General features: G+C 45.7%; 11 protein-coding genes and 1 pseudogene. 3 read left to right on the top strand and 9 right to left on the bottom strand.

The annotated features are described in order from the left end of the window. The 5 genes and pseudogenes from DXA18_RS04800 to DXA18_RS04775 all read right to left on the bottom strand — a co-directional run bounded on the left by DXA18_RS04800 (position 1) and on the right by DXA18_RS04775 (position 7,889). Complete coding sequence (locus DXA18_RS04800) at positions 1–2,055, bottom strand: DHH family phosphoesterase (RefSeq protein WP_118382920.1); 2,055 nt, start codon at positions 2,053–2,055, stop codon at positions 1–3. A 240-nt stretch (positions 2,056–2,295) separates the two neighbouring features. Further along, positions 2,296–3,899 (bottom strand): annotated as a pseudogene (ptsP, locus tag DXA18_RS04790) (phosphoenolpyruvate--protein phosphotransferase). 3 nt (positions 3,900–3,902) lie between these two features. Further along, positions 3,903–4,166, bottom strand: a complete 264-nt coding sequence (locus tag DXA18_RS04785) for an HPr family phosphocarrier protein (protein ID WP_118382917.1) — start codon at positions 4,164–4,166, stop codon at positions 3,903–3,905. A gap of 131 nt (positions 4,167–4,297) precedes the next feature. After that, a complete protein-coding gene (locus tag DXA18_RS04780) occupies positions 4,298–6,136 on the bottom strand; it encodes an ABC transporter ATP-binding protein (RefSeq protein WP_243007039.1) in 1,839 nt (612 codons plus the stop codon). Continuing rightward, positions 6,108–7,889, bottom strand: a complete 1,782-nt coding sequence (locus tag DXA18_RS04775) for an ABC transporter ATP-binding protein (protein WP_118382916.1) — start codon at positions 7,887–7,889, stop codon at positions 6,108–6,110. The genes DXA18_RS04780 and DXA18_RS04775 overlap by 29 nt, the downstream gene beginning before the upstream one ends. 168 nt (positions 7,890–8,057) lie before the next feature. On the opposite strand from DXA18_RS04775, the gene DXA18_RS04770 reads away from it, so the two are divergent. Next, positions 8,058–8,933 carry a damage-control phosphatase ARMT1 family protein gene (locus tag DXA18_RS04770; protein WP_118382915.1) on the top strand — a complete coding sequence of 292 codons (876 nt, stop codon included), beginning with the start codon at positions 8,058–8,060 and terminating at the stop codon, positions 8,931–8,933. Here the strand turns inward: DXA18_RS04770 and DXA18_RS04765 are convergent. From DXA18_RS04765 to DXA18_RS04755, 3 genes are all read right to left on the bottom strand, one after another. After that, positions 8,911–10,266: an MATE family efflux transporter gene (locus tag DXA18_RS04765; protein ID WP_118382914.1), complete on the bottom strand. Its 1,356-nt coding sequence runs from the start codon at positions 10,264–10,266 to the stop codon at positions 8,911–8,913. The genes DXA18_RS04770 and DXA18_RS04765 overlap by 23 nt on opposite strands. A gap of 143 nt (positions 10,267–10,409) precedes the next feature. Further along, positions 10,410–11,039, bottom strand: a complete 630-nt coding sequence (locus DXA18_RS04760; protein WP_118382913.1) for an SGNH/GDSL hydrolase family protein — start codon at positions 11,037–11,039, stop codon at positions 10,410–10,412. Positions 11,040–11,046: 7 nt separating this feature from the next. Beyond that, the gene (locus DXA18_RS04755; RefSeq protein WP_118382912.1) at positions 11,047–11,700 is read right to left on the bottom strand and encodes a Crp/Fnr family transcriptional regulator; all 654 of its coding nucleotides are present in this window, start codon (positions 11,698–11,700) and stop codon (positions 11,047–11,049) included. A gap of 97 nt (positions 11,701–11,797) precedes the next feature. On the opposite strand from DXA18_RS04755, the gene DXA18_RS04750 reads away from it, so the two are divergent. After that, positions 11,798–12,568 carry an ATP-binding protein gene (locus DXA18_RS04750; protein ID WP_118382911.1) on the top strand — a complete coding sequence of 257 codons (771 nt, stop codon included), beginning with the start codon at positions 11,798–11,800 and terminating at the stop codon, positions 12,566–12,568. A 246-nt stretch (positions 12,569–12,814) separates the two neighbouring features. Continuing rightward, positions 12,815–12,979 carry a rubredoxin gene (gene rd / locus DXA18_RS04745; protein WP_118382910.1) on the top strand — a complete coding sequence of 55 codons (165 nt, stop codon included), beginning with the start codon at positions 12,815–12,817 and terminating at the stop codon, positions 12,977–12,979. Here rd and DXA18_RS04740 read toward each other — a convergent pair whose 3' ends face one another. Beyond that, positions 12,980–13,651, bottom strand: a complete 672-nt coding sequence (locus DXA18_RS04740) for a Crp/Fnr family transcriptional regulator (protein ID WP_118382909.1) — start codon at positions 13,649–13,651, stop codon at positions 12,980–12,982. It abuts the gene before it with no gap. Positions 13,652–13,702: the final 51 nt, after the last annotated feature.

Genomic DNA, 13,702 nt, shown 5'->3' with positions numbered 1-13,702 from the left:
TTATATATCTCCTTCCTCGATCATTCTGTCAATCTGCGCTTTCACACAGTTCACCGCCTCTTCCATATTCGTGTGGTCAAACTGTGTACCGGAGGCATTCATGTGACCTCCACCGCCCAGACGTTCCATAATGATCTGTACATTTACTTCATCAATGGAGCGTGCACTCACATAGATACGTCCCTGGTATACCGTCAATACAAATGAAGCGCGGATACCTTCAATATCCAGCAGTTCATTAGCCGCCTGTGCCCCAATAATCGTCGGGCTGTCCACCCGCAGATTCTGACCCCTGGCGATTGCAAACTGCTGACGATATACTTCTGCATTACTGATAATCGATGCCTTAGCCCGATAAGAATCCATATCATCCCGGAATATCTTGCGGACATATGGAATATCTGCCCCACATCTTCTCAAAAATGCTGCCGCCTCAAAGGTTCGTACACCGGTACGGTTCGTGAAATTATTCGTATCGATCATCATACCCGCATACATACTACTTGCTTCCAGCGGCGGGATCTTTACATCCTCATCGATATACTGCAGGATCTCAGATACCATCTCACATGCAGATGATGCATATGGCTCAATATATGACAGCATGGCATTATCAATATTATCACTGCTCTGTCTGTGATGATCCAGCACTACAATGGTCTTCGTCATCTGCAGCAGTTCCGGGCACTCCGTCATCTGCGGACGATTCGTATCTACGACGATGACCATCGAATTATTATTCATCAGATCCTTTGCTTCCGATGAACTGATAAACATATCTTCCGGATAATCCGGGTTGTTAATATAGTCTTCATACACGGAACGAATTGAATTCGTCGGCTTATTCAATACGATATGTGCTTTCTTACCAATTGCCTCTGCTGCACGATAAATACCAATCGCTGCTCCCAGCGAATCTACATCTGTCATCGTATGTCCCATAACCAGAACATTTCCACTGGTCATCATATACTCACGAAGAGCTTCCGCCTTAACACGCGCCTTAACACGCGTGTTCTTATAGCTCATTTCCCGCTTGCCACCATAATAGGTAATACCGTTACAATCCTTGATAACTGCCTGATCGCCACCTCTGGCAAGTGCCTGATCGATAGCCACACGGGCGTAGTTATAACTCTGTGAATAAGAGTCGCTGCTGAGTCCCAGACCCATACTGAGTGTAGCCGGAATCTTGTTGCCCACACTGACCGACTTCACATCTTCCAGCAATGAGAAACGATCTTCTTCCAGTTTCTTGAAATCTTTCTTCTTCACTACAACAAAATACTTATCTGTCTCGACCTTTTTGACAATACCATTAACCTTCATGAAATACTGGTTAATCTTTCGATCGATCAGTGCCAGCAACAGACTCTGACGAACCTCTTCCACACTCTCGATCACTTCGTCATAATTGTCAATATAAAGCATACCGGCAACCAGTCTCTGTTCTTCATTGGCACGGATATATTCATTACGTTCCGTTACATCCTGCATATGCACTGCAATAAAGTACTCCTGCTCTTTCGGCATCTCCATCAACTGCTCAGAATCGCTAAATCCTTTTACAGATATCTTTCTTAGCTCTGCAAGATATTCTCTGTCCTCATAGCGCACCTCGCGCTGTACTTTCTGGTCTTCTTTTTTGGGAAACAGACTGCGGTTGATCTCTGGAATATACTTTGCAAGGCTTCCAGACACTTTACCTTCTCCCTCAAAGATCGCATTAAATTCATCATTCACCCACAGGATCCTGCCATCTTCCATCAGCAGCGCATATGGTACTGACAATTCCTTCAGCAACGTATTCTGTACAACACCATACTGTGCCGAGAACTCTACCAGATCTCGAAGGATCACCGCCCGGTTAAAAAAATACAATGCTCCTACGATCAACATATAAATCAGAACAAAGATCAGCATGATAAATCCCGCTCTGTGATCAATCTTATAGATCCATACATTCATTGCCAGAAGAAGTACCGACATGATTGCCGGCCACTGCATATATAACTTCAACTGTCCTTTCAGCTGTATGTCCCGTTTGTCCTTCATGATGACTCCTCCATCGGCACACAATCGCATACGCGCGCCCTTTCTGGGCATGTGACTCCACTATGCGTACATTATACTACCTTTTTCAGGGAATGGAAACTATATATTTACGCAAAAAAGTCATTTATACAATATTGTCAACACATCTCGTAAGCCTTGAATAATCCTGGTGATGCAAGAAAGCCCTCAGGCTCAACCGTACCTGAAGGCTTTCCATAATCCTTTTAAACTTACTCTTTCTTACTCTCTGTTAAGTATCTGCTCTCTTACGTAATCGATACTTCCAGCGGACATACTAAACTCATCCAGACCAAGATCCAGAAGGAGTTCGACTGCTTTCTGATCACCAGCCATCTCACCACACATACCGACTTTGATGCCTTTTTTGTGTCCTGCCTCAATTACCTGCTTAATTGCACGTACAACAGCCGGATTGAAGTAATCGTACATCTTGGCAATCTTCTTATTACCGCGGTCAACAACCAGAATGTACTGTGTCAGATCGTTCGTTCCGATACTGAAGAAATCAGCCTCTTTTGCGAATTCATCTGCAAGCATTACACTGGCAGGTGTCTCGATCATCATACCCATCTCGATATTCTTATCGTAAGCCTGTCCTCTTTCGTCAAGCTCTTTCATACATTCTTTCACAAGTGCTTAGCATTCTTAAGCTCTTCCATAGCAATGATCATTGGGAACATGATTCTCACATGACCAAATGCACTTGCGCGCAGGATAGCTCTCAGCTGTTCTTTGAACATATCCTTCATGTCCAGAGAAATACGGATTGCTCTCCATCCAAGGAATGGATTCTCCTCTTTTTCAAATTCATAATAAGACAGTTCTTTGTCTCCACCGATATCCAGTGTACGGATTGTCAGTTCCTGAGACGCAAGCTCTGCTGCCTCTTTGTATACCACAAACTGCTCTTCCTCTGTCGGGAAGTGTGTATTCTGCATGTAAAGGAACTCACTACGGAACAGACCTACACCATCAATATTCATCGGAAGTGCATTTCTGATATCCTGTACATTACCAACGTTAGCACACAGATAGATTCTCTTGCCGTCCTTGGTAACTGCCGGAGTACTTCTCAGGCCTTCCAGACGTGCTCTTTCCTGCTCATAAGCAGCTTTCTTGTCCAGATATTCCTTCTCTGTATCCTCGTCAGGTTTCACAACAATAATACCCTCTCCGGCATCCATACAGATGTACTCTCCATCGTCTACCTTAGAAAGGATACCCTTTACACCTACCAGTGTCGGGATTCCAAGACTCTTGGCAATGATAGATACGTGGCTTGTAACACCGCCTTCTTCTGTGATGATACCTTTAACCAGTGCCGGATTGATCTTAACTGTATCAGACGGATACATATCCTTCGCCATAACGACTACAGGCTCAGTCAAAACTCCCAGATCCGGAAGCTTAACGCCCTTAACTACTGCCATCATACGCTTACCAATATCACGTACGTCTGCAGCTCTTTCTTTCATGTACTCGTCATCCATAGATGCAAAAATCATAGCAAACTCATCAATTGTGTTGCTGATTGCCTGCTCTACATTAGACTTGCTGTCCTTGATCTTGCTCTCAACGCCATCCTGAAGCATAAAGTCGTTCGCAATTTCCAGATGTGCCGCAAAGATCTCATTCTTTTCAGCAAGCTGACCAAGTTCTTCTACAACAGCATTCTTAGCTGCCTCGAACTTCTCAATCTCAGCCTGAACCTGATCATCGGCGATCGTACCGGTTGCCGGAGTCAGATCTGGCTCAAGATACATATATACTTTTTCAACAACGATGCCTCTGGACGCTGTCTTCTCAACACGAATCTGTTCCATATATTACTCTCCCAGTCCACTTTCAATAGCTTCTACTACAGTCTTAAGTGCTTCTGCTTCATCTTCACCATCACACTCAACTGTGATTTCTGTTCCACATTTGATAGCTGCAGACATAAGGTTCAGAACGCTCTTAGCCTGAAGTCTCTTCTCACCTGCCACAAGAATAATGCTACTCTTGAACGGAGCTGCTGTCTTTGCTAATGTTGCTGCTGGTCTAGCGTGGATTCCTGTTGGATTTGAAACTGTTACTTTCTGAGATACCATAATATCTTCCTCCCTTATTGCTTGTTATATTTAATAAATAATAGTGTATACTTCCAGTCATAACTATACACATTGCTAATTGTTAGTATAACCTTTTCACGAATACTTGTCAAATTATTCTAGGCAAAATATTAGTCAAATATCTCCATCATACACTCTTCCTCAAACTGTCTGGAATAAAGGTTATAATAATGTCCTCTTCTGCCAATTAATTCCCGATGTTTTCCCTGTTCTATGATCTTTCCATCCTTCATCACCAGGATCAGGTCTGCATTGCGCACCGTTGACAGTCTGTGTGCGATCATAAATGATGTATGCCCTGCCAGCAGTTCATCCGTTGCCTTCTGAATCAGCTGTTCTGTCCAGGTATCAATCGAAGACGTCGCCTCGTCCAGGACAAAGATCGCAGGCTTTGCAAGAATCGCTCTGGCAAATGAGATCAGCTGCTTTTCTCCGGTAGAAAGACGGTCGCCACCTTCGCCAACATCCGTATCATAGCCCTGCTCCATACGGTCAATCACCTGATCTGCTGATACCCGTCTTGCGGCTTCTTCGACTTCCGCATCCGTAGCATCCAGTCTCCCATATCGTATATTTTCCCGTATCGTGCCGGAGAACAGGTGCGGATTCTGCAGCACATATCCGATCTGACTGTGCAGCCAGAGCTGGGAACGTTTCCGATAATCCACGCCATCAATTAAAATCTCTCCGGATGTAGGCTCAAAGAATCTGCCTGCCAGGTTCACAATTGTCGACTTACCAGCTCCCGTATCCCCTACGATTGCCACTGTTGTTCCGACCGGTATCTTCAGATTCAGATGTTCCAGTACATATTCTTTACCATCCGGATACCGGAAACTCACATCCCGGAACTCGATATCCCCGCGGATCGGTTCCCAGTTTTCCCGCTTCGGCTCTGCCGAATCACCATACCTTTCCAGCACCTCCGGTGTATCGGTAATATTCGGTTCCTGCTCCAGCAGATCCGCCACTCGTTCTATATTGGCCTGGCAAGAAATCATATCCGACAGGAGTCTTGCCAGCTGCTGGATCGGTTCAAAGATTCCCACTGCGTAAGACAGAAATACCGACAACGTACCCAGTGCAATGATCTGATGCTCCACAAAATATCCGCCACGCGCCAGCACGAATGCTGTCACCACGGAACTAAAGAACAAAATCATCGGCATATAGATTGCCGTAAGTCTGGCGAGTGTCATGGAGTGCGACTTCATCCGTCCGGTCACATTACAAAATGTATGATCATTTAACTCCTCCATCGCCAGCGTCTTACTGGTTTCCACTCCGGTGATCCCTTCATTAAACGCTCCTGTTATTTCTGAATTGACCTCCCGGATATCCCGGTTCCAGAACAACATCTTTTTCTGAAAAACAAAAGTCAATCCTGCAATAAACGGAACTACCAGCATAATGATCGCTGCCAGCTTCCAGTTCAATGCAAACATGATGGCAAATACACCAAGCACATACCCGAACGCCCAGAACATATCTACCAGCCCCCAGGCAATCACCGATGCGATCTTTGAAGTGTCACTCATCACCCTCGCGTGGATATATCCCACCGGAGTTGTATTATAATAAGAAAACGAAAGCTTCTGCAAATGTACAAACTGGGCTCTCTTCATATCTCTTCCCACGTTCATTTCAATCGTAATTGCCGCTCGGACACTGAAAAACACACAGACCATCTGCATAATGATAACCCCCGCATATGCGATTACAAACAACTGGATTCCGTGCAGTGTATCCGGCACGATAAAATGATCGATCGCATAGCTCTGGAATAGCGGAACTGCCACATCCACAAGAATCAGCAATATATTCAGACTAAATGTGGTCGCAAATTCCTTACGATATGGGCGGAAGAACGGAAACATCTGTTTCCAGATTCCGATACTGAGGCTCTTCGGTTCTTTTTTATTACTCTGCATCAGAATCACCTCCCTCATTCAGAAGTCTCCTGTCATCCTGATTCAGCTGGATCTCATAGATTTTCTGATAAATACCTCCGTGGTGGATCAATTGTTGATGCGTGCCACACTCCTCAATCACGCCATGATTCAGCACCAGAATCTGATCTGCTTCCATCAATGTCGTAATCCGGTGTGAGATCAGAATTACGGTAGCTTCTTTCATTTTCGACCGGAGTGCACGTCGGATCCGCACATCCGTATCCGCATCCACTGCGGAAAGTGAATCATCAAAGATCATGATCGGTGCCTTCGCGATCAGCATCCGCGCGATTGCAACTCGCTGCCGCTGTCCGCCGGACAAGGTCACACCACGCTCACCCACGATCGTATCATATCCATCCGGGAATGCCATGATCGTATCATCCACGCAGGCAATCCTTGCAGCCTCACGGATTTCATTCATCGTCGCATCAGGATTAGCAGCTGCGATATTATCCCGAATGGTTCTTGAAAATAAAAAAGGCTCCTGCAACACCATTCCTACATGACTGCGTATCCAGCTTCTCGGAATATCACGGATATCCACACCCCCGATCTGTACCGTTCCCTTCTTCAACTCATAAAGGCGATCCAGCAAATGTACGATCGTTGTCTTACCGCTTCCCGTTCCACCAAGAACACCGCAGGTTGTCCCTTCTTTTATATGAAAGCTCACATCTTCCAGTACAGACTGATTCTCTTCATAGCCAAAGCTTACGTGATCAAACACAATGTCCGTACGCTCCGGAATCACGCCACTCTCAGCCATTTCTTCTTCTGCCGAATCCAGAATGTAATTCACCCGGTCAAATGACACGCCCGTCTTACTCATTTCCGACAGGATCCTTCCCAGACTTCGCACAGGCCATACCAACGTCGTATTATAAGATGCAAATGCAATAAATTCTCCGGCTGTAATAGATCCATGCACCGCTTCGATCGCACCAAGCGTCACGATCACAAGCACCTGTAATCCGGTAATCAGATCACCCACTGCCCAGTACAATCCCGACAATGTACCAAGCCGGATCCAGAGTCTGGCAAATATCTCATTTTTCTCATCAAACTGATCAATTTCAAACCTTTCTCTTCCAAATGCCCGCACTACTCGCACACCCGTCGCATTCTCCTGCACCACCGTTGACAGATCTCCTTCTGCCTCATCCGCTGCCGTATAATTCTTCGCGATCAGATGATAAAATATGCCGGAATACAGTACAACAACCGGTGTAAAGGCAAGTGCCACCACTGTCAGCTTCATATTCATTGTAAGCATCATTGCCAGCGACACCACCAACAGGAACACCGTACGAAACACTTCCAGCACCTGGGTAACTACAAAGTTTCTTATTGTCTCTACATCTGCAGTGCAACGCTGTATAATATCGCCTGTCTGCACACCATCATGCCACTTCATCGGCAGTCTCTGCACATGTGTAAACAGAATATCACGCATATTCTTTGCAAAGGTCTCTCCCGCCTTTGCCGTCTGACTTCGATACAGATAGATCATAATTCCATTCACAAGAGCAATGCCGATCACCTCTAGCGAAATCAGCCAGATATGCTCTTTCAGGTACGGAATTCCATCTTCCACAAGCACACGGTCAATAGTAAATCCAAAAATTCTCGGAATCAGCGAATTCAGAAGCGTAGACGCAAGTGATGCCAGCAGAATAATGATAAAACACCCTCTGGTGCCCTTTGAAAATCTGAGGATCAGTTGTATTTTTCCATTCTTGTCTCCCATACACACTCCCTGTAACTTCCTGTATAGTCTTATACGATTTTTGTTATTGAGTTTATTATACATGAAGCAGTATACTATGTATATAACGTAACGCCGATTGTAAAAGTACACCTTACAAAATACTTTACAGGCATTTTCACACAATCAAATGAAAGGATTTTATCAATTATGAAATCAAGATGGAATTCACACTGTACTCAGTGTCTGCTGAAAAAGCACCTGACAAATTACCCGGATACAGCCACGGAAGAAGAACGGCTCACCTACATCCGCCGACTGTTCTCCATTCTGACAGACATAGCTCCCGGTGAAAGCTCCCCGGTCATCGTCAACCGCATCCTTACCCTTCAGAAAGAAATGTTTGATCAGTTCGTCGATTATACCGATATCAAGAAACATTTCAATCAGCTTATGCTGGAACAGGAAGACTGGATCTATGCTGATATTTCTTCTGCCACTGACCCGATCCGCCGTGCTTTACAATACGTCATGAAGGGAAATTATATTGACTTTGGTGTGCTGTCTGATGTAAACAGCGAAAAATTAATGGAACTCTTGTCGCAGGCGAAAGACCAGACAATCGATGAGCTGATATTTGATGAACTGATGCAAGATCTTACATCAGCGAAAAATATGGTACTACTGACCGACAACTGTGGCGAGATCGTATTAGACAAGCTTCTCATCCGCACGATCATGTCTCAGTTCCCGGATCTGCAGATCCACGTCATCGTCCGCGGCGGTCATGCACTGAACGATGCCACCATGGAAGATGCCTGTCAGGTCGGGCTCCCGGATCTGGTTAAGGTCATCGGCAATGGTACCTGCCTGCAGGGAACTTATCTTCCGGACATATCAAAAGAAGCCCGTGACCTTCTGGAACAGGCGGATGTAATCCTTTCCAAAGGCCAGGGCAACTTTGAAAGTCTGCAATACTGCGGACTGAATATTTATTATCTTTTCCTATGTAAATGCGATTTATTTACCAAACGCTTCCACACACATTTATACAACGGCATTCTTACGAACGACCGTTATGTGTAATCCTGTGAAATACTATCGTAAAGATGATGCCTTTGACCACTGAAGTCAGAGACATTGCCCACCAGATTCCATCCAGTCCCAGCGGTGTGACCGCAAGTGCCATTGCAAATGGGATTCTGGATCCAGTAAACACGATACTGATGATGCTGCACAGTCTGGTTCTTCCAAGACCGGACAGTGCACCTATCGTCATCAGTTCCACGCTCATAAATGCTTCACTGATTCCAATGATTAGAAAATAACTCACTGAGATCTGTATCGCTTCCGCTTCATGGAAGAATATCTCTGACAACGGTTCCGGAAAGATGAAAAAGAGTGCCATGATCAGGCATCCCCATGCTGCGATTGTGCGGAATGCGATCCAATATCCTTTACGGATTCTGTCCATCTTCCCTGCCCCATAATTCTGCGCAGAAAATGCATTGATCGACGCCGCGAATCCATCTGCCGTATTCCAGGACAATGCTTCTACCTGTCCCCCTACCCTCTGGACAGCCACCGCCGCCGGGCCAAAATCTGCCACCATACGGGTGAGTACCATGGAAATCGCACAGTATGCAGTACTTTGAAGTGCCGTAGGCACACCAATCCGAAAGATCCCCTGATAATATTTCTTTTCCGAAGGGCGAAACAGATAACATTCTGACAATACATTTTTCTTGCCGTCTCTGATCACACCAAGTACCAACACCGTCATTACAATAAACTGTGCCAATACCGTTGCAATCGCCGCACCGACTACTTCCAGTCTTGGAAATGGACCAACCCCCAGTATCAACAGCGGATCCAATACTACATTTACAAAAAGTCCCAGAAAGTTCGCCACGAGCGGTGTCTTCGAATCTCCCTGTGCCGTATAAATTCCCGTAAGCACGACCGTCAGATAGGAAAATATCACCAGTCCGCAGGTAATCCGTGTATATACTACCGCATATCGTACCGTCTCAGCATCTCCCACATGAAAAAGTGCGATCAGTTCATCCGTAAAAAGGGTACAGACTGCCGCAAATATAACAGCAAATATAACCGTAAGCTGGACAGCTGAACAGGCATACTGTCCTGCTTCATCACGCCTTCCACGTCCCAGCGCCTGGGCTACATTCACCTGTCCTCCCATTTTCGCCAGAGCAGACAATCCCTGCGACAGCCACACGTACATACCGCCCACACCGACACCGGCCACTGCGCGTGAACCAAGCATTCCAATCCACGCCATGTCCGTAATGCTGTAAAATGTATTTAAAAAGGACGTTGCCATGATCGGCAGCGCCAAAGCAATCAACGCTTTCAAAATCGGTCCTTCCGTCAGAACCACCTGTCTGTTCTTACTCATGTTCTTCTCCAATCAATGCTCTACCATAGACATGATAGCATAATCATCCCTTGTCGTAAATCGGATATCCGGCTTTTAAATACTTCCGATATCATAGACCGGTTCCTGCCTTTCACGAAGCACAAACCGGTCATCATCGAACTTTAAATCTGATTCTTCTTAATGCAGGCATAAACTGATTCTGCTAAGCTTTTATGTTCTTCCGGCATCAGATGCAGCGCATCCTCTTCGGATGGCTTGGCTGCCTGTGCCGCATCCAGGAAAATACATCCATTCCGGTCAGCTACTGCCTTGTAGCAGGCCGGAAATTCTTTAGATCTTGTTATCGCGCTGTCATCAAAATGATCTCCGAATGTCAGCTTGCTGATATTTTCCCCAATCTCCGGCGGTGACATCAATATGATCTTCGGGCAGAACTTCTGCTTCTCTGCTGCAAAATCACAGATCTCCTTCACCAGTCTCTCCGCACCTGCTGCGATCTCTTCCGTACAAAGTCCAAAGTCCATCTTCAGGTCATTGGTTCCAAGCATCATCACCACTGCATCGACCGGCTTGTGGGAATTCAGGCATGGCTTGAGATATTCTAGGCCGCTCTTCCATCCCTCTCCCGGCGCCTTATACATCGTAGTTCTTCCGTTACATCCTTCTTCGATTACTTTATACTCGTCTCCCAAAAGTTGCTGTAACCGTCCTGTCCAGCGAATGTCCTCCGGCCATCTGCCGCCAGTCACAGGATTATAACCATACGTATTAGAATCACCATAACAAAGAATTGTTTCATCACTCCACCGATCCTTTCTTCAAAATCCGAAACATATTCTTGTGAAAATCCAGAATCCCTTCCTGCTTCATTTTGCCAAGTTCTTTTGACAGAGCGCTTCGATCCAGATTCAGATATTCTGCCATCTGCTGCCTGTTAAATGGAATCTCGAAAATCTCACCGTCCGCTTTCAATGACTGCGCCGTCAGATACGTAAGCACACGCTCTCTGATCGTCTTCGGCGTCGTACAGAAAATGCGCTGGGATAAGATCAGATTCTTCCGCAGCGAAATCTGCAGCATATTCTTCTGAATCTTCTCCTGCCAACCGCTTCCTGTATTTGTTAGAATCCAGCGGACATCCAGCCAGAGTACATTCGTATCATCAGCCGCAGACACTTCCACCATCATCGGTTCCTCACAGAACGCATACGTCTCCGCAAACACTTCGCCTTCTCCCACTTCACTCAGGATACTTTTATTCCCCCATGGATCTACGGTCTCAATATGGACACGACCTTTCGTCACAACCCCCAGTTCGTGTATCACATTTCCCATCTGACAGATTCGCTCATTCTTCCGATACTCTGTCTCCCACAGACAATTCATCTCTTCCATTTCTTTCCATTCTGCATCGCTCACGCCGCGAAATAACGGATTCGCAATATCATTCATATTCCGTCCCCTTTCGTGGTTATAACCACCGATTTTTCATTTTCATTATAATAAACTAAGTCCAGTAACACAAGATTAATATTAGGAGGAATCACTTATGATCAGAAGAATTATTCATATAGACGAAGAGAAATGCAATGGATGCGGAGCCTGCGCAGATGCCTGTCACGAAAGTGCTATTGGCATGGTTGATGGAAAGGCAAAACTCCTGCGAGATGATTACTGCGACGGGCTGGGCGACTGTCTGCCGACCTGTCCGACCGGCGCCATCACATTTGTAGAACGAGAAGCCGCGGCATATGATGAAGCTGCCGTGCTCGCCAACCAGAAAGCAAAGCAGGAAAAGGCTACCGTCCAGGCAAACACGCAGTCAGCACCTGCTGCCAAGCCTGTATTCTCCGGATGTCCCGGCTCCAGAATGCGTACCCTGCACACGGAAGTCTCTGCCAGTGAGACATCTACAGAAACTGACAACGGGACATCCACACCGGCTGCTCCGCTGACCTCTCAGCTTGGCCAGTGGCCATGCCAGATCAAACTGGTCCCGACACACGCGCCTTACTTCAACGGAGCTAAACTCCTGATCGCGGCAGACTGCACCGCATACGCTTACGCCAATGTGCATCAGGAATTCATGAAGGGCAAGATCACGATCATCGGATGTCCGAAGCTGGATGCCGTTGATTACAGTGAGAAATTAACTGAGATCATTGCCGGAAATGACATCAAAAGCGTTACCGTGCTCCGCATGGAAGTACCATGCTGCGGCGGTCTGGAACAGGCTGCTATCACCGCATTGAAGAATAGTGGCAAATTCATCCCGTGGCAGGTAGTGACATTCTCTATTGATGGAAAGATATTAGAATAAATCCATAAAAAATCACTCAAGCGACCAGAGCCTGAGTGATTTTCCTTTTTTATCGCCATAAGATTACCCACTTCACGGTCAGAATCCTGTGGAGCTGCACGCATACCTAAACGTATATTTTTTCTAATTCAAATTATTTTTAAATATTTTTAGATTCGTAACATTTGTTACATACTTTATCCACATTTCCGGTTATCCTATAGACACAACAAAGAAAACAAATCAAACAACAAAGGAGTGTCAGTTATGAAAAAATATATTTGTGAACCATGTGGCTATGAATACGATCCGGCAATCGGTGACCCAGACGGCGGTATTGCACCGGGCACGGCATTTGAAGATATCCCGGACGACTGGGTATGTCCAGTCTGCGGATTAGGAAAAGACGTATTCGTTCCTGCCGAAGATTAATTACCCATTTTCGCCAGACACCTTATCGTAGTCCAGAATCTGTATTTTATTTCTGGAAGACAGGCGAATCAATCCCTCGTCCTGGAGCGCAACCAACATCCGGGACAGGGATGGTCTCGTCGCATTCAGATACGAAGCCAGTTCTTCCCGATTCATATGCAGCGTCACGTTGTAATCGGAATTACAGTTTTCCAGCAGAAATGCACAGATTCTCTGACGGAGATTACCGCTTGTAAGCACTTCAATCTGATGATTATTCTTATCCACTTTTTCAGCGAAAAGCTGAAGCATATTAAAGATCACCTTACTGTGATGCACACAGTTACGCTCGCATCTTCCTCCAAAGAAGTTCTGTGAGACTTCCAACAGTGTCGCTTTCTTCCTTGCTCTGGCATAACAGGAATATCCCGGCTGACGTAAGAACAGTTCAACCTCACCAAAATATTCCCCTTCAGCCAGCATGGACATCCGCGTGATCTTTCCATTCAGATTAATACTTCCAACTTCCACTTCTCCCTCAAGAATAAAATACAGCTTCTGCGGACGGTCTTCCTGTCTGAAAATGTATTCATTTTTCTGATATGTACGAGTCACTGCCTGAGAGCAGACCAGACTTTTCTGCATCTCTTCTTCAGTCAGATCTCGAAATATCTGTAGCTTTTGTAACGTCATAATACCAGCCAACCTTTTCTCTGATGATATGGTTTCATTATAGATCAGTGA

Origin of the sequence: Dorea sp. AM58-8 (assembly GCF_003464045.1) — a bacterium.
In the GTDB taxonomy this organism is placed as follows: Bacteria; Bacillota; Clostridia; order Lachnospirales; family Lachnospiraceae; genus Claveliimonas; species Claveliimonas ammoniilytica.
This window is presented reverse-complemented; position numbering and strand designations above follow the sequence as displayed.